At 67.0% G+C, this 23,445-nt stretch carries 18 protein-coding genes; 11 read left to right on the forward strand and 7 right to left on the reverse strand.

What is annotated here, in order from left to right:
• Positions 1-49 precede the first annotated feature (49 nt).
• A complete protein-coding gene (locus tag ACFPU0_RS01830) occupies positions 50-1,402 on the forward strand; it encodes a UDP-glucose dehydrogenase family protein (protein ID WP_377691086.1) in 1,353 nt (450 codons plus the stop codon).
• Between the two features lie 52 nt (positions 1,403-1,454).
• On the opposite strand, the gene hslR is transcribed toward ACFPU0_RS01830, so the two are convergent.
• Positions 1,455-1,853 carry a ribosome-associated heat shock protein Hsp15 gene (gene hslR / locus ACFPU0_RS01835; protein ID WP_377691087.1) on the reverse strand — a complete coding sequence of 133 codons (399 nt, stop codon included), beginning with the start codon at positions 1,851-1,853 and terminating at the stop codon, positions 1,455-1,457.
• Between the two features lie 148 nt (positions 1,854-2,001).
• Here hslR and ACFPU0_RS01840 point away from each other — a divergent pair, with 148 nt between their 5' ends.
• Both ACFPU0_RS01840 and rimK read left to right on the forward strand, forming a co-directional pair.
• Positions 2,002-2,436 carry an ATP-dependent zinc protease gene (locus tag ACFPU0_RS01840; RefSeq protein ID WP_377691337.1) on the forward strand — a complete coding sequence of 145 codons (435 nt, stop codon included), beginning with the start codon at positions 2,002-2,004 and terminating at the stop codon, positions 2,434-2,436.
• The gene (rimK, locus tag ACFPU0_RS01845) at positions 2,436-3,341 is read left to right on the forward strand and encodes a 30S ribosomal protein S6--L-glutamate ligase (protein ID WP_377691088.1); all 906 of its coding nucleotides are present in this window, start codon (positions 2,436-2,438) and stop codon (positions 3,339-3,341) included. The genes ACFPU0_RS01840 and rimK overlap by 1 nt, the downstream gene beginning before the upstream one ends.
• A 154-nt stretch (positions 3,342-3,495) precedes the next feature.
• On the opposite strand, the gene ACFPU0_RS01850 is transcribed toward rimK, so the two are convergent.
• From ACFPU0_RS01850 to ompR, 3 genes are all read right to left on the reverse strand, one after another.
• Positions 3,496-7,281, reverse strand: coding sequence for an EAL domain-containing protein (locus tag ACFPU0_RS01850; protein ID WP_377691089.1), 3,786 nt, complete (start codon positions 7,279-7,281; stop codon positions 3,496-3,498).
• Positions 7,282-7,722: 441 nt separating this feature from the next.
• Positions 7,723-9,036, reverse strand: coding sequence for an ATP-binding protein (locus ACFPU0_RS01855; protein ID WP_377691338.1), 1,314 nt, complete (start codon positions 9,034-9,036; stop codon positions 7,723-7,725).
• Positions 9,037-9,079: 43 nt separating this feature from the next.
• Positions 9,080-9,811: a two-component system response regulator OmpR gene (gene ompR, locus ACFPU0_RS01860; protein ID WP_044873108.1), complete on the reverse strand. Its 732-nt coding sequence runs from the start codon at positions 9,809-9,811 to the stop codon at positions 9,080-9,082.
• Positions 9,812-10,031: 220 nt separating this feature from the next.
• On the opposite strand from ompR, the gene ACFPU0_RS01865 reads away from it, so the two are divergent.
• The 3 genes from ACFPU0_RS01865 to gshA all read left to right on the forward strand — a co-directional run bounded on the left by ACFPU0_RS01865 (position 10,032) and on the right by gshA (position 14,470).
• Positions 10,032-12,347: a Tex family protein gene (locus ACFPU0_RS01865; protein WP_377691090.1), complete on the forward strand. Its 2,316-nt coding sequence runs from the start codon at positions 10,032-10,034 to the stop codon at positions 12,345-12,347.
• 2 nt (positions 12,348-12,349) lie between these two features.
• The gene (locus tag ACFPU0_RS01870) at positions 12,350-12,733 is read left to right on the forward strand and encodes a PaaI family thioesterase (protein ID WP_377691091.1); all 384 of its coding nucleotides are present in this window, start codon (positions 12,350-12,352) and stop codon (positions 12,731-12,733) included.
• Between the two features lie 150 nt (positions 12,734-12,883).
• Positions 12,884-14,470, forward strand: coding sequence for a glutamate--cysteine ligase (gshA, locus tag ACFPU0_RS01875; RefSeq protein ID WP_377691092.1), 1,587 nt, complete (start codon positions 12,884-12,886; stop codon positions 14,468-14,470).
• A gap of 127 nt (positions 14,471-14,597) precedes the next feature.
• Here gshA and argA read toward each other — a convergent pair whose 3' ends face one another.
• Both argA and argE read right to left on the reverse strand, forming a co-directional pair.
• The gene (gene argA, locus ACFPU0_RS01880) at positions 14,598-15,896 is read right to left on the reverse strand and encodes an amino-acid N-acetyltransferase (protein WP_377691093.1); all 1,299 of its coding nucleotides are present in this window, start codon (positions 15,894-15,896) and stop codon (positions 14,598-14,600) included.
• A 117-nt stretch (positions 15,897-16,013) separates the two neighbouring features.
• Positions 16,014-17,171 (reverse strand): acetylornithine deacetylase, encoded by a 1,158-nt coding sequence (gene argE / locus ACFPU0_RS01885; RefSeq protein ID WP_377691094.1) that lies wholly within the window; start codon positions 17,169-17,171, stop codon positions 16,014-16,016.
• Between the two features lie 137 nt (positions 17,172-17,308).
• On the opposite strand from argE, the gene ACFPU0_RS01890 reads away from it, so the two are divergent.
• Complete coding sequence (locus ACFPU0_RS01890) at positions 17,309-18,673, forward strand: inorganic triphosphatase (RefSeq protein ID WP_377691095.1); 1,365 nt, start codon at positions 17,309-17,311, stop codon at positions 18,671-18,673.
• A gap of 15 nt (positions 18,674-18,688) precedes the next feature.
• Positions 18,689-19,378 carry a DUF502 domain-containing protein gene (locus tag ACFPU0_RS01895; protein ID WP_377691096.1) on the forward strand — a complete coding sequence of 230 codons (690 nt, stop codon included), beginning with the start codon at positions 18,689-18,691 and terminating at the stop codon, positions 19,376-19,378.
• Between the two features lie 251 nt (positions 19,379-19,629).
• On the opposite strand, the gene ACFPU0_RS01900 is transcribed toward ACFPU0_RS01895, so the two are convergent.
• Positions 19,630-20,103, reverse strand: coding sequence for an Lrp/AsnC family transcriptional regulator (locus ACFPU0_RS01900; protein ID WP_377691097.1), 474 nt, complete (start codon positions 20,101-20,103; stop codon positions 19,630-19,632).
• A 126-nt stretch (positions 20,104-20,229) separates the two neighbouring features.
• Here ACFPU0_RS01900 and ACFPU0_RS01905 point away from each other — a divergent pair, with 126 nt between their 5' ends.
• From ACFPU0_RS01905 to ACFPU0_RS01915, 3 genes are all read left to right on the forward strand, one after another.
• Positions 20,230-20,544, forward strand: coding sequence for a hypothetical protein (locus ACFPU0_RS01905; protein WP_377691098.1), 315 nt, complete (start codon positions 20,230-20,232; stop codon positions 20,542-20,544).
• 103 nt (positions 20,545-20,647) lie between these two features.
• The gene (locus ACFPU0_RS01910) at positions 20,648-22,432 is read left to right on the forward strand and encodes a GspE/PulE family protein (protein ID WP_377691099.1); all 1,785 of its coding nucleotides are present in this window, start codon (positions 20,648-20,650) and stop codon (positions 22,430-22,432) included.
• Positions 22,433-22,524: 92 nt separating this feature from the next.
• On the forward strand, positions 22,525-23,445 hold the full coding sequence (locus ACFPU0_RS01915; RefSeq protein WP_377691100.1) for an SPFH domain-containing protein: 921 nt from the start codon (positions 22,525-22,527) through the stop codon (positions 23,443-23,445).

Genomic DNA, 23,445 nt, shown 5'->3' on the forward strand with positions numbered 1-23,445 from the left:
GTCACCTATATCTAAGCCGTGCAGCCCACATTTTCCTGAGGTTTGCTCCATGGATGTCAGCGTATTCGGGATCGGTCATGTCGGCCTCGTCCAGGCCGCCTCCCTGGCCGACGTCGGCCATCGGGTCCTGTGCGTCGATATCGACGAAAGGAAGATCCAGCAACTGCGAAAGGCGGTGCCACCCATCCAGGAGCCGGGACTGTCGGCCCTGATCGACGACAACCTGCGCGAAGGACGACTGTCGTTCAGCACCCGGTCCGGCGACGCGGTGACCCATGGGCAGCTGATCTTCATCGCGCTGGGCACGGCGCCGGATGAGGACGGTTCCGCCGATCTGCGCCACGTGCTCGGCGTGGCCCGGGAGATCGTGCGCCACATGGAGGCCGACCGTACCCTGGTGATCAAGTCCACCGTGCCGGTCGGCACCGCCGCCAGGGTGCTGGACACGGCGCGCGAGACCCTGGCCGAACTGGGCAAGGGGCACCTGAAGGTGCGCGTGGTCTCCAACCCCGAGTTCCTCAAGGAAGGCAGCGCCGTCAACGACTGCGCCTGCCCCGAGCGCATCATCGTCGGCAGCGACGACGAAGTGGCCCGCAGCCAGCTCGCCGAGCTCTACGCGCCTTTCTGCAGTAACCAGGACAAGCTGATCTTCATGGACAACCGCAGCGCGGAGCTGACCAAATACGCGGCCAACGCCATGCTCGCGACCCGCATCAGCCTGATGAACGAGCTGGCCAACCTGGCCGAACAGGTGGGCGCCGACATCGAGTCGGTGCGCAAGGGCATCGGTTCCGACCCGCGCATCGGCTTCCACTTCATCACCCCCGGTTGCGGCTGGGGCGGTGCCTGCTCGCCCAGGGACCTGCGCGCCCTGCTGCACACCGGCCACATGATCGGCTTCCAGATGCGCCTGCTGAGGACAGTGCACGAGGTCAACGAGGAGCAGCGCCAGGTGCTGTTCCACAAGCTGCAGAAGCACTATCCCCATGGGCTCAAGGGCAAGTCGATCGCCGTGTGGGGCCTGGACTTCAAACCCGACACCGACGACATGCGCGAGGCGCCGATCCGCTACCTGATGGAAGCGTTGTGGCACGAGGGCGCCACGGTGCGCGCCTTCGACCCGGAAACCATGTCCGAGTGCCGGCGCCTTTACGGCTACCGCGACGACCTGATGCTCTGCGCCACCCGCGACGACACCGTGCAGGACGCCGACGCCCTGGTGATCTGCACCGAGTGGAAGGCCTTCCGCGTGGTGGACTTCGAGTTCCTGGCCAGCAAGCTGCGCGACCGCCTCGTCATCGATGGGCGCAACCTCTACAACCCCGACCAGGTGACCGCAGCCGGCCTGCACTACCAGGGCATCGGCCTGCCCAGGATCGTTCCGTTGGCCAGCGCCTCATGATGCCCGCTCGGCGCGCTGCCGGAGCAACGGTCACCGGGCGCGCATTCCCGGCCTACTGATCCAGCAGGCGGAAGAGCTGCCGCCGCTGCTTCTTGCTCGGCCGGCCATCGGTCTGGATGCCCAGGGCGCCCGCCTTGCGCTGGGCGGCGGCTTCCTCACGCTTGGCCACGCTCTCGGCGGTTTCTTCATAGAGCAGTTGCGCCTCGGGGGCGCCGCGGCGCACCGCGGAGAGGGCGCGAACGATCACGGTGCGCTCGTCGAAGCCGGCGCGGATCACATACTCGTCGCCGACTCTCGGCTCCTTGGACGGTTTGCAGCGCTCGCCGTGGTGATGGACCTTGCCGCCTTCGATGGCTTCCTTGGCCAGGGCACGGGTCTTGTAGAAACGCGCAGCCCAGAGCCATTTGTCGAGGCGCACCTTGTCATCGTCTTTACGGTCTTTTTCACTCATGACTCATTCCCATCGTGCCCGGCCTGTGCCATTCGCCAGCCCGGTCTAAGCTCAGCCAGGGTCCAGGTGCAGTTGTCACACGGGCCCACTAGAATGCTCCAACTTTACCGGAAAGCCTGCAGTGAAGACTTTCGACCATCTCTCCGTGATCGGACTCCGCGAGTGGATCGCCCTGCCGGAACTCGGCATGGTCGGCCTGCGCGCGAAGATCGATACCGGGGCCAGCACCTCTACCCTGCACGCCAGCGACATCGTGCCCTTCGAAAAGCACGGCGAGCGCTGGGTGAGGTTCACCGCGCACCTCGGCACCCTGGTGCAGCGGCGTCACCGTTGCGAGGCGCAGGTGGTTTCGGTGAAGACCATAAGAAGCTCCAATGGCCAGGCACAGACCCGCTACGTGATCCGCACCCTGCTCGCGCTGGGTGACCGGGTCTGGCCCATCGAGTTCACCCTGGCCTGCCGCAAGACCATGCGCTACCGCGTACTGCTGGGCTCCAAGGCCCTGGTACAGGCACAGCTGGTGGTCAATCCGGCCCTAACCTACGTTCAGGAAAAACCGACTCTTTCCCTTCCGGGTGCCTAATGAAAATCGCCGTGTTATCGCGCAATCCGCGCCTGTATTCGACTCGCCGCCTCGTCGAGGCCGGCCATCAGCGCGGCCATGAGATAGTGGTGATAGACACCCTGCGCGCCTATATGAACATCGCCAGCCACAAGCCGCAGATCCACTACCGCGGCCAGCCGCTGGAGGGCTTCGACGCGGTGATCCCGCGCATCGGCGCCTCGGTCACCTTCTATGGCTGCGCCGTATTGCGCCAGTTCGAGATGATGGGGGTGTTCCCGCTCAACGAGTCGGTGGCCATCACCCGCTCGCGGGACAAGCTGCGTTCACTGCAGCTGCTGTCGCGCAAGGGCATCGGCCTGCCGGTGACCGGCTTCGCCCACTCGCCGGACGACATCCCCGACCTGATCCGCATGGTCAACGGCGCCCCGCTGGTGATCAAGGTGCTGGAAGGCACCCAGGGCATAGGCGTGGTGCTCTGCGAAACGGAGAAGGCGGCCGAATCGGTGATCGAGGCCTTCATGGGCCTGAAGCAGAACATCATGGTCCAGGAATACATCCGCGAGGCCGGCGGCGCCGATATCCGCTGCTTCGTGGTGGGCGACAAGGTGATCGCGGCGATGAAGCGCCAGGCCAAGCCCGGCGAATTCCGCTCCAACCTGCACCGTGGCGGCAGCGCCAGCCTGATCAAGATCACCCCGGAGGAGCGCATGACCGCCATCCGCGCCGCCAAGGTGATGGGCCTGTCGGTGGCGGGGGTGGATATCCTGCGTTCCCACCACGGGCCGCTGGTGATGGAGGTGAATTCCTCCCCCGGCCTGGAAGGCATCGAGGTCACCACCGGCAAGGATGTGGCCGGGATCATCATCGAGCACCTGGAAAAGTACGCCTGCCCCAACTCGACCAGGACCAAGGGTAAGGGGTGAGCCGGATGAGGCAACGCATGCGTTGCCCCGGCGAACGACCGGCCATGGATGGCCGGGAACCTGTAGGGGCGAATTCATTCGCCAAGCAGGCCGAAGGGCTGCCCCAGGCGAGCAAATGGGGCTGCTGCGCAGCCCTTGGCGAATAAATTCGCCCCTACAGGCTTCGTTCCATCAGTTGCCGGCATTCCCGCTCGCGAACCCAGTCCAGGAAGCCCGTCTCGCACAACGGCCGGCTGAAGTGGTAGCCCTGGCCCAGCTCGCAGCCGCGCTGGCGCAGCATCGTCAGTTGTTCCTCGCTCTCGATGCCTTCGGCGATGCACTCCAGGCCCAGGTTGCGGCCGATGGCCAGGATGGTTTCCACCAGGGCGAGGTCGCTGGCATCGCTGTTCAGGCCGTCGACGAAACTGCGGTCGATCTTCAGGCGGTCGAGGGGCAGGCGCTTGAGGTAGGCCAGGGATGAATAGCCGGTGCCGAAGTCGTCGATGGCAAAGCGCACGCCCAGCACCTTGAGCGCCTGCATGGCCGAGATGCACTGCTCCACTTCCTCCAGCAGGCTGCCTTCGGTGATTTCCAGCTCCAGGCGGCCGGCCGGGACGCCATGGCGTTCCAGGGCATTGCGGATGCGCTCGACGAAGCCCGGCTTGCGCAGCTCGCGCGGGCTGACGTTGATCGCCAGCACCAGCCAGGGCCAGTGGAGCTGCCAGCTGGCCAGGCAGCGGCAGGCGCTTTCCAGCATCCAGTCCGACAGTTCGATGATCAGCCCTGTCTCTTCGGCCAGCGGAATGAATTGCGCCGGCGGCACCTCGCCGCGGCTGGGGTGGTTCCAGCGCATCAGGGCCTCGGCACCCAGCAGCCGGCCATCGGCCAGGGCCAGTTGCGGCTGGAACACCAGGCTCAGTTGGCCGCGATCGATGGCCTGGCGCAGCTCGCTCTGCAGCTGCAGGCGCTGGTCGATGGCGGCCTGCATCTCCGGGGCGAAGAAGTGCAGGGCGTTGCGTCCGGACTGCTTGGCCCGGTACATGGCGGTATCCGCCTGTTTGAGCACGTCGGCGGCGACCTGTTCGGTGAAGGGATGCAGGGCGATGCCGATGCTGGCGCTGACCACCAGTTCGTGCTCGCCGATGCTGTAGCTGCCATGCAGGCTCTGCAGCAGCTTGTCGCCCACCTCCGCGGCCAGCTTGCCGGCCTGCTCCGGGGCATCGGCCAGGGCCTCCAGCAATACCACGAACTCGTCGCCGCCCAGGCGCGCCAGGGTGTCCTCGTTGCGCAGGCAGCCGGCCAGGCGGGCGGTGACGTCCCGCAGCAGGGCATCGCCCACCGGGTGGCCGAGGCTGTCGTTGACCGTCTTGAAGTGGTCAAGGTCGATGAACAGGAGCGCGCCGTAGCGGCCTTCGCGCTTCTCGCGGGCCATGGCGTGCTGCAGGCGGTCGAGCAGCAGGCGGCGATTCGGCAGGCCGGTGAGTTCGTCGCTGTAGGCCAGGCGTTCGATCTCGCGCTGGTAGCGCTGGCGCTCGGAGATGTCGGTGATGCTCAGGCGGACCAGCGGCCGCCCCTCGCCAGGCAGGCGCACCAGGCGGACTTCGCAGGGGCGCACGCGGCCATTCACATCACGCATCAGCCAATCGAAAGTGGGCGTGTCGCCCTTGAGCGCTGCACGGGTATGGGCGTTGCCCACCTCCCGCGACGACTGGCCATCGGCCTGCAGCGGCGGGCTGAAAGTGGTGGGCATCTGGCCCTGCAGCCGCTCGCGGGACAGGCCGAACAGGCGCGCGGCGTTTTCGTTGGCCTCGACTATGCCGTGCTGCGGGTCGAACACCAGGATGGCCTCCGGGGCGTGCTCCACCAGGGTCCGGTAGCGCGCCTCCGCCTCACGGCGGGCACTGATGTCCTCCACCAGCGCCAGCAGGGCGTAGAGCTGGCCGTCCAGGTCGCGCACGCCACGCACGTTGACCCGCGTGTGCACGGTGCCACCCGAGCCCTTCATGAAGCGCTTGTCCAGCTCGTAGCCATCGCGCTGGCCCTTGCGCACCTCCTCCAGCAGCGCTTCTTCGGCAACGCGGTCCTCGGCGAAGGTCATGCTCATCCAGTCGACGCCGCGCAGTTGCTCGCGGGAGCGGCCGAGGATGCTGCAGAGCTTGTAGTTGACCTCTTCCCAGCGCTGGTCCGGGGTGCACAGGGCCATGCCGATCAGCGGCGCCTCGAAGAACAGGTGCAGGTGCTTGTCGCGCTCATGCTGCAGGCGTTCGGCACGCTTCTGGCTGGTCAGGTCGAGCATCGCGCCATAGATGCGGATCACCTGGTCGCCGTCGTGCTCGGCCAGGCCCTTGATGCGCACCCAGCGCGGGGTCCCCCGGGCGGCCTGCATGCGCAGTTCCACGTCGAAGGGCTCGGCACTGCGCAGGCATTGCTCCAGGGTGTCCTCCAGCTGGGCGCGGCTGGCCGGATCGAAGAAGCTCAGCATCTGCCCGAGACTGGGGGCACCGGCGCCCGGGTCCAGCTCGTAGATACGGAAGCAGCCCTCGCTCCAGGCCATTTTCAGGGTGGTGATGTCCAGCACCCAGCTGCCGATGTCGGCAATGGCCTCGGTCTGGTTCAGCAGATGGGTCTGGCGCAGCAGTTCGTCGCGCCGGGTGTCCAGCTCCTCGGAGAGCATCTCGCGGCTGCTGACATCGTGCTGCAAGGCGACGAAGTGGCTGATGCCCAAGCCGTCGCGCATGGGCGCCACGGTGATTTCGTTCCAGAACAGGCTGCCGTCCTTGCGGTAGTTGCGCAGCACCAGGTGGCACTGCTCGCCACGCTGCAGGGCGTCCTGCAGGCGCGGCAGCTCGGACTGGTTGCGGTCGTGGTGCAGGAGGAAGCGCCAGTTGTTGCCCAGGACTTCTTCCCGCGGGTAACCACTCATCTGCTCGAAGGCCGGGTTGCAGTAGATCAGCGGCTGGTCGGGCTGACGAGCGTCGGCGATGGTCACCCCCAGGGGACTGGCCTGCAGCGCCAGGTTGGAAAGGGCCAGCTCCTTCTGCATCTCGTCGCGACGGCCCAGCGCCAGGCGCAGGTCGCTCAGGCTACGGCCCACCAGCAGGGCCGACATCATCAGCAGCAGCACGCTGAAGTACAGCTCCATGCCCCACTGCGATTCCGCCATGGGGGAACTCGCACCCAGCTGGCGCAGCATCGGCAGAGCCAGCACGGTCACGGCGGTGAGGCCCGCGCCACAGAGGGCGCCGGGAAAGCCCCAGACCAGGGCGAGGCCGAGCATCATCAGGCCGATGGGCGGCAAGGTGAGGATCGGTGGCACCAGGGTCAGCAACCAGGGAATCAGCAGCGCCAGGGCCAGCAGCAGCGGCCAGGGCGGCAGGCGGTGCAGGACTTCCGAGTGCCCCTGCGCCGGCTCCGGCACCCAGCCACGGCGGCTCAGCGGTGGCGTCAGGTAGGTGAGCAGCGGCAGGCTCACGGCCAGGGTGGTCAGGCTCGCGCCGGGCCAGACCAGCAGGGCTGCGCTGCCCCAGCTGTCCGGCGAGGTGTGGCCGGTGAGCACCAGCGCCGCCTGTTCGCCATAGATCAGCAGGGTGACCGGCAGCAGCACGCCATAGATCATGAAGCGCAGCAGCTCGGCGAAGTCCCGCAGGTCGGCATGGCAGCCGGCGCGCTTGAGCGACCACCAGCCCACCACGACAGCGAGGGTTTCCGGCACGGCATAGAGCGGCGCCCAGTACCAGTCCATGTTCCAGAGCGGAACACTGAGCAGGGCATTGAAGTAGATGGCGGGCAGCACCCGTGCGCCCCACCAGAGGCAGAACACCAGGCCGAGGGCGAAGGGCAGGTACCAGACGACCAGGCCACTGGTGGCTTGAGTGGCAAGGGACATCCAGGTAGCCAGGTGCAACAGCGGCAGCGGCAACCACCAGGTCCATTGGGGAAGTCGGAAGGAAGCAGCTGGCATACTGACCTCATGTCGGTGCGCAAGCTGAGAATAGCCCACAGCCGGTCCAGCGTATCCCGAAAGAATCGCACCGTGGCATTGGCACCGATGGCAGGTCCGAATCAGGGCCTGAAGGGAGTTGCGGCGAAAGTTCGAATGGGGCGGGCGGCGTTCCGCGAGCTTGCGATACCCATCAGCCCCGTCCGCATGGGTATCGCTCCGCTCCACCCATCCTACGCATTGGCCAGTGGCGCACGCACGGTATCCCGTTCCGCACGAAAACGCGCCGAGCAAAGGCCAGGCCAGGAAGAAATCGGCGAAGATGCGGAGTTAACGACTGTTAATGAGCAATACTCACTTCGTTCGCCCTTCGGGCCGCGCTGAAGCGCGTTAGCCGCAAGCGGCTTTCTGAGCCGATTTCTGACAACGCCTGGCCGAAGCGCAGGCCCTTTTCGTAGGAACCTACACCGCGTCGCGGGGGAGCATCAGCCCCAGGGGCAGGCATACCCGCGCCTCCAGGCCGCCGCCGGAGCGGTTGCGCAGCTCGACGCTGCCGCCATGCTGGGCGGCGATGCGCTTGACGATGGCCAGGCCCAGGCCGGTGCCCTTGCCGCCACGGGCGCGGTCGCCGCGGATGAAGGGATTGAAGATGTCCTGCAGTTCCCCGGGGTCGATGCCGGCACCACGGTCGAGCACGCTCAGCACCACGTAGGGTGCGGCGTTATCGCCCGCCAGGAAGGCCGCCACTTCGACGCCATTGCCGCCATATCGCAGCGCGTTCTCGATCAGGTTCACCAGCAGGCGCTTGATCGAAACCCGCCGCAACGGGAAGGGCGGCAGGGGTTCCAGGCACAGGCGCACCTGTTCCTGCTGGTGGTTGTAGGGCGCCACCACCTCGCGCACCAGTTCGCCCAGGTCGAGCTCTTCGACGCGTTCGTCGCGGCCGTCGCGGATGAAGGCGAGGAACTGGTCGAGGATGGTGTCCATGTCCTCGATGTCGCGGACCATGTCCTCGGTCAGCTCGGAGTCGTTGCTCATCAGTTCCAGGGACAGGCGCAGGCGCGTCAACGGCGTGCGCAGGTCATGGGAAACGCCGGCCAGCATCAGTTCGCGCTCGCGGGCGCCGCGCTCGACGTCCTCGGCCATCTGGTTGAAGGCGCGATACACCTCGGCCATCTCGCTGGGCGTGTCGCTCACCGGCAGGCGCACGCTGCGCCCCTGGCCGATCTGGCGGGCGGCGAAGACCAGGCGCTTGAGCGGGGCGTTGAGCTGGCGCACGAAGATCCAGGCGGCGGCGGTGGAGAGCAGGCCGATACCGAGGAACCAGCCGAGCACGCTCCAGATGCGCTGCCCGCGCAGGGGATGCGGATAGAGCGGGACGCGCACCCAGTCCGGGCCCAGCTCCGGGGCGTGGACCCAGAGCGCCGGCGGGCTCTGGGCGCGCAGGCGTACCTCGGTGCCCGGGCCGAGTTCGGCCTGCATCTGGCGCTGGAAGATTTCGCTGTAGGGCCAGTGTTGTTCGCTGGCCGGCACCGCGTCGCGAGTGACCCGCTTGAGCCCGGCGGCCTTGGCCAGTTCATGGCGCTCTTCTTCGCTCGCGGCCCAGTAGGCGCGCAGGGTCAGCGCCGCGCCGTGGCTGTACTGGCGATCCACCAGCACGTCCTCGTTCATCATCAGGTAGACCAGGGTCAGCGCCTTGGAAAACAGCACGACGATGAGCACCAGCCAGAGGGTGCGGGAGAAGAAGCTCTGCGGGAACCAGTAGGGGGTACGCATCACCACCCTGGGTTGCCCGGCGGCGGGAACCCCCGCCGCGCGTTCACTTGTTGCCATCGGGTACGAACACGTAGCCGACGCCCCAGACGGTCTGGATATAGCGCGGCTTGGAAGGGTCCGGTTCGATCAGCCGGCGCAGACGGGAAATCTGCACGTCGATGGAGCGCTCCAGGGCGTCCCATTCGCGGCCACGGGCCAGGTTCATGAGTTTGTCGCGGGTCAGCGGCTCGCGGGCATGCTGGACCAGCGCCTTGAGGACGGCGAACTCACCGGTGGTGAGCATCTGCACGTCGTCGCCTTTCTTCAGTTCGCGGGTGGCGAGGGACAGCTCGTACTCGCCGAAGCTGACGCTCTCGTCCTCGCTGGCCGGTGCGCCCGGCACCTGCGGCGCCTGGCGGCGCAGTACGGCCTTGATCCGCGCCAGCAGCTCGCGGGGGTTGAAGGGCTTGGCCAGGTAGTCGTCGGCGCCCAGTTCCAGGCCCTGGATACGGCTGGACTCATCGCCCTTGGCGGTGAGCATGATGATCGGCACCTGGTTGTTCGAAGCGCGCAGCCGGCGGCAGGCCGAGAGGCCGTCCTCGCCAGGCAGCATCAGGTCGAGCACCACCAGGTTGAAGAGTTCGCGAGCCAGCAGGCGATCCATCTGCTCGACGTTCTCCACGGCGCGCACGCGAAAGCCCTGCTCGTCGAGGAAGCGCTCGAGAAGGCGCCGCAGGCGGGCGTCATCGTCGACTATGAGGATCTTTTCGCCTTCAGCGGTCGGGTTGCTGCTCATGTTTTCTCCTGTCTGCAAGCCGCGCATTATCGCTTGCCGCACGTCGCGCGGCGGCTTGCCCATTGTTAGCAGATTTTTCCCCGAACGGTTCCCTACCCTTCGAAACTCGGTGTTTATAATGCGGCGCCTTTCATCACCGGCGAGCCCTGGCTCGCCGGTCTGTTTTTCCGCGGTAGCCGCCGTGGCCCGGCCCGGGTTGCCGCCCATGCAGGTGTTTTCAATGGATAGCATCAACAACCGCATCGCCGAAGAACTGGGCGTGCGCCCGCAACAGGTCGCCGCCGCCGTGGAACTGCTGGACGAAGGCGCCACCGTGCCCTTCATCGCCCGTTACCGGAAGGAAGTCACCGGCAGCCTCGACGATACCCAGCTGCGTACCCTGGAAGAACGCCTGCGCTACCTGCGGGAAATGGAAGACCGTCGCGGCGCGATCCTCGCCAGCATCACCGAACAGGGCAAGCTGACCCCGGAACTGGAGCGCGAGATCAGGCTGGCCGACACCAAGACCCGCCTGGAAGACCTCTACCTGCCCTACAAGCAGAAACGCCGCACCAAGGGCCAGATCGCCCTGGAAGCCGGCCTCGGCGAACTGGCCGACGCGCTGTTCAGCGACCCGGCCCTGGCCCCCGAGGCCGAAGCCGAGCGCTTCATCGACGCCGAGAAGGGCTTCGCCGACATCAAGGCCGTGCTCGAAGGCGCCAAGTACATCCTCATGGAGCGCTTCGCCGAGGACGCCACCCTGCTGGCCAGCCTGCGCGGCTTCCTCAAGGACAACGCCACCCTCGCCGCCCGCCTGGTGGCCGGCAAGGAGCAGGAAGGCGCCAAGTTCAGCGACTACTTCGAGCATGACGAGAACCTCAAGGGCGTACCCTCGCACCGTGCCCTGGCGATCTTCCGCGGGCGCAACGAAGGCGTGCTGAGCATCGCCCTGAAAGTGGGCGAGGAGCTGCCGGGCACCATGCACCCCTGCGAGCTGATGATCGGCGAGCGCTTCGGCATCGCCAACCAGGGCCGCGCCGCCGACAAGTGGCTGGCCGAGGTGGTGCGCTGGACCTGGAAGGTAAAGCTCTACACCCACCTGGAAACCGACCTGCTCGGCGAGCTGCGCGAAGCCGCCGAGACCGAGGCGATCAACGTCTTCGCCCGCAACCTGCACGACCTGCTGCTGGCCGCCCCGGCCGGCCCGCGCGCCACCCTGGGGCTGGACCCGGGCCTGCGCACCGGCTGCAAGGTGGCCGTGGTCGACGCCACCGGCAAGCTGCTGGACACCGCCACCGTCTACCCCCACGTGCCGCACAACAAGTGGGACGAGACCCTGGCGATCCTCGGCAAGCTCTGCGCCAGGCACAGCGTCGACCTGATCGCCATCGGCAACGGCACCGCCAGCCGCGAGACCGACAAGCTGGCCATCGAACTGATCAAGAAATACCCCGCGCTGAAGATGACCAAGATCATGGTCAGCGAGGCCGGCGCCTCGGTGTATTCCGCCTCCGAGCTGGCGGCCAAGGAATTCCCCGAGCTGGACGTGTCCCTGCGTGGCGCGGTGTCCATCGCCCGCCGCCTGCAGGACCCGCTGGCCGAACTGGTGAAGATCGATCCGAAATCCATCGGCGTCGGCCAGTACCAGCACGACGTCTCCCAGCTGCAGCTGGCACGCAGCCTGGACGCCGTGGTGGAGGACTGCGTGAACGCCGTGGGTGTGGACGTGAACACCGCTTCCGCCGCCCTGCTGGCGCGCATTTCCGGCCTCAACGCGACCCTGGCGCAGAACATCGTCGCCTACCGTGACGCCAACGGCGCCTTCAAGACCCGCGCCGAGCTGAAGAAGGTCAGCCGCCTGGGCGAGAAGACCTTCGAGCAGGCCGCCGGCTTCCTCCGCGTGATGAACGGCGACAACCCGCTGGACGCCTCCGCCGTGCACCCGGAAACCTACCCGCTGGTGCAGCGCATCGCCGAAGGTACCGGCCGCGACATCCGCTCGCTGATCGGCGACTCGGGCTTCCTCAAGCGCCTGGACCCGGCCAGGTTCACCGACGAGACCTTCGGCCTGCCCACCGTCACCGACATCCTCAAGGAGCTGGACAAGCCCGGCCGCGACCCGCGTCCCGAGTTCAAGACCGCCGAGTTCCAGGAAGGCGTGGAAAGCCTCAAGGACCTCAAGCCCGGCATGGTGCTGGAAGGCGTGGTGACCAACGTCACCAACTTCGGCGCCTTCGTCGACATCGGCGTCCACCAGGACGGCCTGGTGCACATCTCCGCGCTGTCGGAGAAGTTCGTCAAGGACCCGTACGAAGTGGTCAAGGCCGGCGACATCGTCCGCGTCAAGGTCATGGAAGTGGACATTCCGCGTAACCGTGTCGGCCTGTCCATGCGCATGGGCGACACCCCGGGCGAGAAGGTGGAAGGCTCGCGCGGCGGTGGTCGCCAGGGCGGCCGGCCGCGCCAGCAGCAAGGCGCCCCGCGCCACAGCGCGCCGCCTGCCAGCGGCGGCATGGCCTCGCTCTTCGCCAACGCCAAGCAGATCAAGAAGAAATGACCATGGACCTTGCCGAACTGCAGACCGGCAGCAACTACAGCCAGTTGCTGGGCATCGAGGCGCTCAGCCTGGGCGATGGAATCGCCGAGGCGCGCCTGCCCATGGCCGAACACCTGCGCAACCGCGCCCAGGTGATGCACGGCGGGGCGATCTTCTCCCTGCTGGACATCGCCATGGGCCTGGCCTGCTCCAGCAGCCACGGCTTCGACCGGCGCAGCGCCACCCTGGAATGCAAGATCAACTACATCCGCCCGGTGGCGGAGGGCGAAGTGATCTGCCGGGCGCGGGTGCTGCACGCCGGCACGCGCACCCTGGTGGTGGAGGCCGACGTGCTGCAGGGCGACAAGCTGGTCGCTCGGGGACAAGGCACCTTCGCCCAGCTGTAACCGCAGGTCAGCGACAAGGCTCTATTCTGGACGAAGCGACAACGCGAGCCGCCGGTTGGAAAAGTATTTCGGCCGGCGGCGAAGTCCGCCTCTTGTAGACAGCTTGGTCCACCCCCATATTGGGGCGACCGACGCGTGAAGGATTCCAAATTGAGCGATCTTCTTTCCCGCCGCCTGGCCCTGCTCGGCGAGCGCGCCAACCTGCCCCTGCTCACCCGCTGCCTGCATGGCATCGAGCGTGAATGCCTGCGGGTCGATGGCAACGGCCAACTGGCGCTGACGCCGCACCCCTCTGCCCTGGGCTCGGCCCTGACCCATGGGCAGATCACCACGGACTATTCCGAATCCCTGCTGGAGTTCATCACCCCGGCCGAGCGCGATCCGGCGCAGACCCTGGCGGACCTGGAGAAGATCCACCGCTTCACCCTGGACAAGCTCGGCGACGAGCTGCTCTGGAGTCCGTCCATGCCCTGCCGCCTGCCGGCGGAGGAGGACATCCCCATCGCCCACTACGGCAATTCGCCCATCGGTCGCCTGAAGTACGTCTACCGCAAGGGTCTGGCCGTGCGCTACGGCAAGACCATGCAGTGCATCGCCGGCATCCACTACAACTATTCCCTGCCCGAGGCGCTCTGGCCGCTGCTCAAGCAGGCCGAAGGCGACCCGCAGAGCGAGCGCGACTACCAGTCGGCGCGCTATATCGCGATGATTCGCAACTTCCGCCGCTACAGCTGGCTGCTGATGTACCTGTTCGGCGCCGCCCCGGCCCTGGACAAGAGCTTCCTGCGCGGCCGTCCCCACGACCTCGACAGCCTGGACGCCGATACCCTCTACCTGCCCTGGGCCACCAGCCTGCGGATGAGCGACCTGGGCTACCAGAACAATGCCCAGGCCGGCCTCACGCCCTGCTACAACAGCCTCGACAGCTACCTGTCGAGCCTGCGCCAGGCGGTGTCCACGCCCTACCCGCCGTACGCCGAGATCGGCACCAAGCAGAACGGCGAGTGGGTGCAGCTGAACACCAACGTGATCCAGATCGAGAACGAGTACTACTCGAGCATCCGGCCCAAGCGCATCACCTACACCGGCGAACGCCCGATCCAGGCGCTGATGGCCCGTGGGGTGCAGTACGTCGAGGTGCGCTGCCTGGATATCAACCCCTTCCTGCCAGTGGGCCTCGACCTGACCGAGGCACGTTTCCTCGACGCCTTCCTGCTGTTCTGCGCCCTGCAGGACAGCCCGCCGATGGCCGGCGAGGAATGCCGGGGCTGCACCGACAACTTCCAGCGGGTGGTCAAGGAAGGCCGCCGGCCGGGCCTCACGCTGCAGCGCCATGGCCAGGCCATCGGCCTGACCGAATGGGCCAACGACCTGCTCGACCGCATCGCTCGCGCCACCGAACTGCTGGACGCCGCCCACGGCGGACAGGAGCATGCCGAGGCCCTGGCCGCGCAGCGCGCCAAGGTCGCCGACCCGGAGCTGACGCCGTCGGCCCGAGTACTGGCCGAACTGCGCGAACGCGGCGAAAGCTTCAGCCAGTTCGCCCTGCGCTACAGCCGCCAGCACGCCGACTACTTCCGCAGCCAGGCCCTCAGCGTGGAAGACCAGGCCCGCTTCGAAATCATGGCCCGCGAATCCCTGGAAGAGCAGGCCCGCCTGGAAGCCGAGCCGGAAGTGGATTTCGACACCTTCATTGCCGCCTACCAGGCGAGCATCCTGGGGTTGATCAGTAACTGATCGCCGCCCTGGCTGCGATGCGCCTGCAGGGGCGAATTCATTCGCCAAGCGGACCTCAGGTCTGCCCTTCAGCCTTGCAGGGGGCAGCTGCGCTGCCCTTGGCGAATGAATTCGCCCCTACAGGAAATCAGAGCGTTTTTTCGAAGATCTGCGAATTGCGCTGGTAGTTGTACAGCGACGCCCGCGCCGCTGGCAGGCGCTCGACGCCGCTGGGCTGGAAGCCGCGTTCGCGGAACCAGTGGGCGGTACGGGTGGTGAGGACGAACAGGGTCTTCAGGCCCATGGCCCGGGCGCGCTCCTCGATGCGTTCCAGCAACTCGTCGCCGCGACCGCCATGGCGATACTCCGGGTTCACCGCCAGGCAGGCCAGCTCGCCGGCCTCGGAATCGGCGATGGGGTAGAGGGCCGCGCAGGCGATGATCAGGCCGTCGCGCTCGACTATGGTGAACTGCTCGATCTCCCGCTCCAGCACCTCCCGCGAACGGCGCACCAGGATGCCCTGGTCCTCCAGCGGGGTGATCAGGTCGATCAGGCCGCCGACGTCGTCGATGGTGGCCTCGCGCAGGGACTCGAACTGCTCCTGGTCCACCAGGGTGCCGCCGCCGTCGCGGGTGAACAGCTCGGTGAGCAGGGAACCGTCCTCGGCATAGCTGACCATGTGGCTGCGCTTGACCCCGGCGCGGCAGGCCTGGGCCGAGGCGTCCAGCAATTCCGCCTGGTAGTTGTTGCCCAGGCGCGCCAGATGCGGCGGGACCTGCTGCGGGCGCAGTTCACGCACCAGCTTGCCGGACTCGTCGATCAGGCCACGCTCGGCGCCGAACAGGATCAGCTTGTCCGCGCCCAGGTCGATGGCGACGCGGGTGGCCACGTCCTCGCAGGCGAGGTTGAAGATTTCCCCGGTGGGCGAGTAGCCCAGCGGCGAGAGCAGCACTATGGTGCGCTCGTCCAGCAGCCGGCCGATGCCCTTGCGGTCCACCCGGCGCACTTCGCCGGTGTGGTGGTAGTCGATGCCGTCGACCACGCCGATGGGGCGCGCGGTGACGAAGTTGCCGGTGCTCACCCGCAGGCGCGAGCCCTGCATGGGCGAGGCGGCGATATCCATGGACAGGCGCGCCTCGATGGCGATGCGCAGCTGGCCGACGGCGTCGATCACGCATTCCAGGGTGGGACCGTCGGTGATCCGCAGGTCGTGGTGGAAGTGCGGCGTGAGGCCGCGGGCGGCCAGGCGCGCCTCGATCTGCGGACGCGAACCGTGCACCAGCACCAGGCGCACGCCCAGGCTGTGCAGCAGCACCAGGTCGTGGACGATGTTGCCGAAGTTCGTGTGGGCGACGCCCTCGCCGGGCAGCATCACCACGAAGGTGCAGTCCCGGTGGGCGTTGATGTAGGGAGAAGCGTGACGCAGCCAATTGACGTAATCGGGCATGGTTCCGTGAGCCTGAAAATGTGGCGAATAGACGAATGCGATTCCCGGCGAATACGGGAAAGAAAGTGAGGCGGCGCGTTATCGTCGTCGCATGAGCATCAACGGAAACCCTCCCGGTCAGGACTTGGTGGCGGATTGCAGGCAGTAATGCTGGATGAGCTGGCGCAATAGCGCAACGGTAGGCTCGATCCGTGACAGTTCGAGATGCTCGTCCGGCTGGTGGGCGCAGGCGATATCGCCAGGGCCGAGGACCAGGGTCTCGCAACCGAGCTGCTGAAGATACGGCGCTTCGGTGCCAAAGGCCACCGCCTGCGCGGTATGGCCGGTAAGACGTTCGGCCAGGCGCACCAGATCACTTTCCGCGGACTGCTCGAAGGGCGGCACCGCCGGGAACAGCGGCCTGAAGTCGATTTGCACCTGGTAATGCTCGGCCACCGGGCGCAGGCGCTGGCGGATCACCGCGCGCAGGGTGTCCGGATTCATGCCGGGCAACGGCCGCAGATCGAATTCCAGGCTGCACTGGCCGCAGATGCGGTTGGGGTTGTCGCCGCCATGGATGCAGCCGAGGTTGAGTGTGGGCTGCGGCACGCTGAACTGCGGGTTGCGGAATTCCTGCTGCCACTCGCCGCGCAGTTCGAGCAGGTCGCTCATCACCGCATGCATGGCTTCCAGGGCGCTGTGGCCGAGGCTGGGGTCGGAGGAATGGCCACTCTGCCCGAGGATGTCGATGCGCTCCATCATCACCCCCTTGTGCAGGCGGATGGGCTTCAGGCCCGTGGGCTCGCCGATCACCGCCGCGCGGCCGAGGGGACGCCCGGCCTGGGCCAGGGCACGGGCGCCGGCCATGGAGCTCTCCTCGTCGCAGGTGGCGAGGATGATCAGCGGCTGGCGGAAGGGTTGGTCCAGCAGGCCACGCGCGGCCTCGATGGCGAGCGGGAAGAAGCCCTTCATGTCGCAACTGCCCAGGCCATACCAGCGGTCACCCACCTCGTTGAGTTTCAGCGGGTCGGTTTTCCACAGGGCGGCGTCGAAGGGCACGGTGTCGCTGTGGCCGGCCAGCACCAGGCCACCGGGGCCGCTGCCGTAGGTGGCCAGCAGGTTGGCCTTGCCCGGTGACACCTGCTGGATCTCGCAGCGAAAGCCCAGGTCACCGAGCCAGCCGGCCAGCAATTCGATCACCGCCTGGTTCGACTGGTCCCAGCTGGGCTGGGTGCAGCTCACCGAGGGCGTGGCGATCAGGGCGGCGAACTGCGATTTCAGGTCTGGAACGGACATCGGGGCCTCCACGATTGGAGGACCATCATAGGCCCAAGCCAGCGCCCGACGAAACCGCTGCGGCAAGGTACGGACCTGTCCTGTAGACTTCACCGCCTTGGCAGCCACCCCCTGGCTGCGCCTGAAAGATCCCGGCGATGAACAAAGAGACCGAAATCAAGCTTCGCGCCAGCCGCGAGACCCTGGAAGCCCTGCGCGACCACCCGCTGCTGAAGAAGCGCAACAAGTCCGGCTGGGAACGCCGCGAACTCTTCAACCAGTACTTCGACACCCCCGAGCGCGATCTCGCCCAGGCCCGCGTGGCCCTGCGCCTGCGCCGCGACGGCGAGCAGTTCATCCAGACGCTGAAGACCCGCGGCCAGAGCGTGGCCGGGCTGTCCGAGCGCAACGAATGGGACTGGTACCTGGCGAAAGCGAAACTGGACCCGAAGAAGCTCACCGACGACTGCTGGCCGGCGAGCCTGGCCGAACTGGACAAGAAGCAGCTGGGCCCGATCTTCACCACCGACTTCAACCGCGACCGCGCCGAGATCGCCTGGGGGCGCGGCAAGGCCAAGGTGGTGATCGAAGCCGCCCTGGACCTGGGCAAGGTGATCGCCGGCAAGCAGGAAGAAGATATCTGCGAACTGGAACTGGAACTGCGCCAGGGCGAGCCCGAGGCCCTGCTGGAACTGGCCGCCGAGCTGGCCGCCGACCTGCCGCTGATGCCCTGCGACATCAGCAAGGCCGAGCGCGGCTATCGCCTCTACGACGCCAACAGCTACCACCTCAGCCTGCCGGCCCCGGCACTGTCCGCCGAGCTGTCGCTGGACGACGCCTTCGCCGCCCTCGCCTGGCACCTGCTGGGCGCCAGCCAGCGCCTGGCCGAGCAGTACCGCTTCAACGGCCACTGGAAGCTGCTGGCGGACTGGCTGCAGCAACTGGTGGACCTGCGCGCCCTGCTCGGCAGCCTCGGCCAGGCCGCGCCGCGCGCCAGCAGCCATGACCTGCGCGAAGCCCTGGACGCCCTGCTCCAGGACTGGCGCCCGCGCATCCAGGCCGGCGAGCTGGACGAGGCCGCGCGCCACGCCGCCCCGCAACAGTTCGCCGAGGAACTCGCCGGGACCCGCTGGGGGCTGTTCTCGCTCAACGCCTCCCGCTGGCTGCTGACCCGCGCCTGGACCGTGGAACGCAACGCCCGCGGCACCCGCCAGGGTCAGGCGGCGCTGGGCAACTGGCTGCCGCGCTTCCTCGGCGAGGAAGGCCAGGCGCTGAAACCCGAGCTCTACAAGCGCCAGCCCGAGGATCTGGCCGAGCAGCTGCCGCGCCTGGAGCGCCTGCTGGTCTGGCTGCGCCTGGCACGCCAGGTGCTGGACGTGGTGGAGATCGACCGCTGCTACGGCGAGCTGGCGAAGCTCGCCGAACTGGCCGGCCAGCCACTGGACGCCGAAGTGCTGGCAACCCGCAGCGAACAGGCGCAGACCCTGATCAGCCTTCGCAGCTGGAAGGCGCTGACCCGCTGAGACGAGGGCCCCGGCATGTTCAGGCAAAGCTTCCGCTCCGTGGTCACCACCTGGCTCACCGGCCTGCTGGCCCTGTTGCCGCTGGTGCTGACCCTGGCCCTGCTGGCCTGGCTGGTCAGCCTGCTGAACAGGCTGGTGGGGCCATCCACCCTGATCGGCCAACTCCTCGGCGCCCTGGGCCAACACTTCGCCAGCAATCCGGTCCTGGCCTACCTGGTCGGGACCCTGGTGCTGCTGGGCAGCCTCTACCCCCTGGGCCTGGCGGTGCAGCTCGGCCTGCGCCGGCCGCTGGCCTGGCTGCTGGACATGACCCTGCGCCGCGCGCCGCTGATCGGCAGCCTGTACAACCTGGCCGACCGCTTCGTCAGCCTGCTGGACCGCAGCAAGAACGCCGACATCGCCGCCATGAGCCCGGTCTGGTGCTTCTTCGGTGGCGACGGCGCCGCGGTGCTGGCGCTGCAACCCAGCCCGGAAAGCTTCGAACTCGACGGCCGCCAGTACTGCGCCGTGCTGGTGCCCAGCGCGCCCATCCCGGTGGGTGGCGGGCTGATCTACGTCCCCGTGGAATGGGTGCGCCCGGCGGATATGGGTGTCGATCAGCTGACCGGCATCTACCTGTCCATGGGGCTGACGCTACCCCATCAGGTGGGCAGGCTGGCGCAGGAGCCGGTGGTGGTGGTTGCTCCTGATGACAAGGCCTCCTAGCGCGACCTCCGCCACCCTCTCCCCCCGCCCCTCTCCCTGAAGGGCGAGGGGAGTTAGGCCGTGCCGGGATCGAATACCGAGCCCAGTCCCGCTCCGCGTTGCCGGGTGCTCCGAGCCACCAGGCGCGAGTCACCCCTCTCCTCTTCAGGGGTGAAGAGGCACGTTTTCGGAAGCACCGCTTCCGGTGCCGATGAACGCCTGAGCGCGAAGCGATCGGGCCGGGGGAGAGGGCAACGCCCAGCACAAAAGCCCTACCCCTGTCCCACCGGCAAGCTGGTGGTGGACTTGATCTCCGACAGCGCGACTATGGAGTTCACCTCCTGGATGCCCGGCACCAGCGACAGCTTCTCGAAGAAGAAGCGCTCGTAGGCCTCGATGTCGCGGGTGACGATGCGCAGCATGAAATCCACCGCGCCCATCAGCACGTGGCACTCCAGCACTTCCGGGAAGCGTTGCATGGCTTCGGCGAACTCCGTCAGGTTGGAGCGGCCGTGGGCGTTGAGCTTCACCTGGGCGAAGATCTGCGCGTTGAGGCCGACCTTGCGCCGGTCCAGCAAGGTCACCTGGCGGCGGATCACCCCCTCGTCCTTGAGGCGCTGGATGCGCCGCCAGCAGGGCGACTGGGACAGCCCCACCCGTTCGGCGATCTCGGCAGTGGACAGGCTGGCGTCCTCCTGCAGCAGTTCGAGGATACGTTTGTCGTAGTTATCCAGGGTGACGGACATAAAAATTCCCTGCTTTGACGATATACAGGAAAGTCTATCCATAAACCTCCTGTTTTCCCCGTAATCAGGCAGAAAAATCCTACGGCAGACTGGAAAACTATCGGCATCCCTACCGAGGAACCCCCGATGCTCAGCCTGCAGACCGCTCCCGTTGCCCGCGACGACCACTGGCACCCGCGCACCACCCAACTCCAGGCCTGCGAGATGCAGTTCGCGATCCTCGCCGAGGCGGAAGCGGACATCCTCGGCCGCCTGCTCGCCTTCTTCGCCCAGTTGCAGCTGGTGCCGCGCTGGCTGCAGGTCAACCGGCTGGGCGACGACCTGCTGGTGCAACTGCGCCAGCCCGGGCTGACGCCGCACCGCGCCGAGGTCATCGCGCAGAAGATGCGTTCGCTGGTCAGCGTGTCCTCGGTAGAGCTGGAACAGACCCCCTTTCCTTGATCCAGCGCTTAGCGGCGCCGCGGCGATTCGGGCATGCTTGCCGTCTTACCGGAAGAGCGTTTGACTACTCTTCCAGACAGAGCAGCGTGACCGAGGAGCTTGCATGTCCGCCTTTGCCTCACCCGCCCAGGACCGCTGGCTGGACCTCAACGACCTGATGCGTGAACTGGTGGCCCAGGGCCGTCTGAGCCAGGACCAGGCCGAACATTGCCTGGCCATTCGCCGCAGCGCGGTGAACAACCAGCAGCACCCGCTGGAATTTCTCGCCAGCCAGCAGGTGGACGACCTCGGGCGCCCCGGCAAGAAGCTCGACCTGGAGACCCTCAGCCACTGGCTGGCCGAGCACGCCGGGCAGCCCTACCTGCGCATCGACCCGCTGAAGATCGACGTGGCCGCCATCACCCCGCTGATGTCCTATGCGTTCGCCCAGCGCCACAAGATCCTCGCGGTGGCGGTGGACAGCGAAGGGGTGACCATCGCCAGCGCACAGCCCTTCGTGCAGAGCTGGGAGGGCAACCTGACCCATGTGCTCAAGCGGCCGATCAGGCGCGTGGTGGCCAATCCGTCGGATATCCAGAGGTTCACCCTGGAGTTCTACCGCCTGGCCAAGTCGGTCAGCGGCGCCAGCGCGGTGGACCAGAAGATCAGCGGCGTGGGCAACTTCGAGCAGTTGCTCAAGCTCGGCTCCAGCGAACAGGAGCCGGACGCCAACGACGCGCACATCGTCAACATCGTCGACTGGCTGTTCCAGTACGCCTACCAGCAGCGCGCCAGCGACATCCACATCGAGCCGCGCCGCGAACAGGGCACGGTGCGCTTCCGCATCGACGGCGTGCTGCACAACGTCTACCAGTTCCCGCCCCAGGTCACCATGGCCGTGGTCAGCCGCCTGAAGAGCCTCGGGCGGATGAACGTGGCGGAGAAGCGCAAGCCCCAGGACGGCCGGGTCAAGACCAAGACCCCGGACGGCGGCGAGGTGGAGCTGCGCCTGTCCACCCTGCCCACCGCCTTCGGCGAGAAGATGGTGATGCGCATCTTCGACCCGGAAGTGCTGCTGAAAAGCTTCGACCAGCTGGGCTTCTCCCAGGACGACCTGCGCCGCTGGCAGAGCATGACCAACCAGCCCAACGGCATCATCCTGGTCACCGGCCCCACCGGCTCGGGCAAGACCACCACCCTCTACACCACCCTCAAGCAGCTGGCCACCAGCGAGGTGAACGTCTGCACCATCGAGGACCCCATCGAGATGATCGAGGGCGCCTTCAACCAGATGCAGGTGCAGCACAACATCGACCTGACCTTCGCCAGCGGCGTGCGCGCGCTGATGCGACAGGACCCGGACATCATCATGATCGGCGAGATCCGCGACCTGGAAACCGCCGAGATGGCCATCCAGGCCGCCCTCACCGGCCACCTGGTGCTCTCCACCCTGCACACCAACGACGCCCCCAGCGCCATCACCCGCCTGCTGGAGCTGGGCGTGCCCTACTACCTGCTGCGCGCCACCCTGCTCGGGGTAATGGCCCAGCGCCTGGTGCGCACTCTCTGCCCGCACTGCAAGGCGCCGATGGAGCTGCGCGAGGACGACTGGAACGGCCTCACCAAGCCCTGGAGCGCGCCGTTGCCAACCGGCGCCCACCGCGCCGTGGGTTGCCTGGAATGCCGCGACACCGGCTACCGTGGCCGCGCCGGGGTGTACGAGATCATGCTGCTGTCCGACGGCATCAAGCCGCTGATCACCGCCGACACCGATCTCATCGCCCTGCGCCGCGCCGCCTTCAAGGAGGGCATGCGCAGCCTGCGCCTGTCCGGCGCGCAAAAGGTCGCCGCCGGCCTGACGACCATCGAAGAAGTGCTGCGGGTCACGCCACAAAGCGAGCAGAAATGAAATCCTAGGCGGCTGGGGCGAGGGGCCCTCGCCAACCCTGGGCTATAACTGCCTACACATAAGAACCACAGCCAGCAAACGGAGCAATCCCCATGGAAATCGGCAGTGTCGTCATCCTCTTCGTCGCCCTGGCGATCGCCATCGTCTTCATGGGCTTCAAGGTAGTGCCCCAGGGGTTCGAGTGGACGGTGGAGCGCTTCGGCCGCTACACCAATACCCTGAAGCCCGGCCTGAACATCATAGTGCCGGTGATGGACCGCATCGGCCGCAAGCTCAGCGTCATGGAAAGCGTGCTGGACATCCCGCCGCAGGAAGCCATCAGCGCCGACAACGCCATCGTCACCATCGACGCCGTGTGCTTCTTCCAGGTGGTCAATGCCGCCCAGGCGGCCTACGAGGTCAACGACCTGGAGCACGCCATCCGCAACCTGGTGATGACCAATATCCGCACCGTGCTCGGTTCCATGGAGCTGGACGCCATGCTCAGCCAGCGCGACGCCATCAACGAACGCCTGTTGCGCACCGTGGACGAAGCCACCGCGCCCTGGGGCATCAAGGTCACCCGCATCGAGATCAAGGACATCACCCCACCGGCCGACCTGGTGGAAGCCATGGCCAGCCAGATGAAGGCCGAACGCCTGAAACGCGCGCAGATCCTCGAAGCCGAAGGCCGCCGCCAGGCGGAAATCCTCACCGCCGAGGGCGAGAAGCAGGCGCAGATCCTCAAGGCCGAGGGCCAGCGCCAGGCCGCCTTCCTCGAAGCGGAAGCCCGCGAACGCGCGGCCCAGGCCGAAGCCGAGGCGACCCGCATGGTTTCCGAGGCCATCGCCCGCGGCAATGTGCAGGCGGTGAACTACTTCGTCGCGCAGAAGTACGTCGAGGCCCTGGGCAACCTGGCCAGCGCCAACAACAGCAAGGTGGTGCTGATGCCCCTGGAGGCCAGCCAGGTGATCGGCGCCGTGGGCGGTATCGGCGAGATCGTTCGCGCCACCTTCGACGCCAAGAAGGGTTGA

Source organism: Pseudomonas sp. GCM10022186 (assembly GCF_042656385.1).
Classification (GTDB): domain Bacteria; phylum Pseudomonadota; class Gammaproteobacteria; order Pseudomonadales; family Pseudomonadaceae; genus Metapseudomonas.

Bases quoted from the DNA above. Each gene is read 5' to 3' on its own strand.
- ACFPU0_RS01830 (WP_377691086.1), top strand. From the start codon at position 50: ATGGATGTCAGCGTATTCGGGATCGGTCATGTCGGCCTCGTCCAGGCC.
- hslR (WP_377691087.1), bottom strand. From the start codon at position 1,853: ATGAGTGAAAAAGACCGTAAAGACGATGACAAGGTGCGCCTCGACAAA.
- rimK (WP_377691088.1), top strand. From the start codon at position 2,436: ATGAAAATCGCCGTGTTATCGCGCAATCCGCGCCTGTATTCGACTCGC.
- ACFPU0_RS01850 (WP_377691089.1), bottom strand. From the start codon at position 7,281: ATGCCAGCTGCTTCCTTCCGACTTCCCCAATGGACCTGGTGGTTGCCG.
- ACFPU0_RS01855 (WP_377691338.1), bottom strand. From the start codon at position 9,036: ATGCGTACCCCCTACTGGTTCCCGCAGAGCTTCTTCTCCCGCACCCTC.
- ompR (WP_044873108.1), bottom strand. From the start codon at position 9,811: ATGAGCAGCAACCCGACCGCTGAAGGCGAAAAGATCCTCATAGTCGAC.
- ACFPU0_RS01865 (WP_377691090.1), top strand. From the start codon at position 10,032: ATGGATAGCATCAACAACCGCATCGCCGAAGAACTGGGCGTGCGCCCG.
- ACFPU0_RS01870 (WP_377691091.1), top strand. From the start codon at position 12,350: ATGGACCTTGCCGAACTGCAGACCGGCAGCAACTACAGCCAGTTGCTG.
- argA (WP_377691093.1), bottom strand. From the start codon at position 15,896: ATGCCCGATTACGTCAATTGGCTGCGTCACGCTTCTCCCTACATCAAC.
- argE (WP_377691094.1), bottom strand. From the start codon at position 17,171: ATGTCCGTTCCAGACCTGAAATCGCAGTTCGCCGCCCTGATCGCCACG.
- ACFPU0_RS01890 (WP_377691095.1), top strand. From the start codon at position 17,309: ATGAACAAAGAGACCGAAATCAAGCTTCGCGCCAGCCGCGAGACCCTG.
- ACFPU0_RS01895 (WP_377691096.1), top strand. From the start codon at position 18,689: ATGTTCAGGCAAAGCTTCCGCTCCGTGGTCACCACCTGGCTCACCGGC.
- ACFPU0_RS01900 (WP_377691097.1), bottom strand. From the start codon at position 20,103: ATGTCCGTCACCCTGGATAACTACGACAAACGTATCCTCGAACTGCTG.
- ACFPU0_RS01905 (WP_377691098.1), top strand. From the start codon at position 20,230: ATGCTCAGCCTGCAGACCGCTCCCGTTGCCCGCGACGACCACTGGCAC.
- ACFPU0_RS01910 (WP_377691099.1), top strand. From the start codon at position 20,648: ATGTCCGCCTTTGCCTCACCCGCCCAGGACCGCTGGCTGGACCTCAAC.
- ACFPU0_RS01915 (WP_377691100.1), top strand. From the start codon at position 22,525: ATGGAAATCGGCAGTGTCGTCATCCTCTTCGTCGCCCTGGCGATCGCC.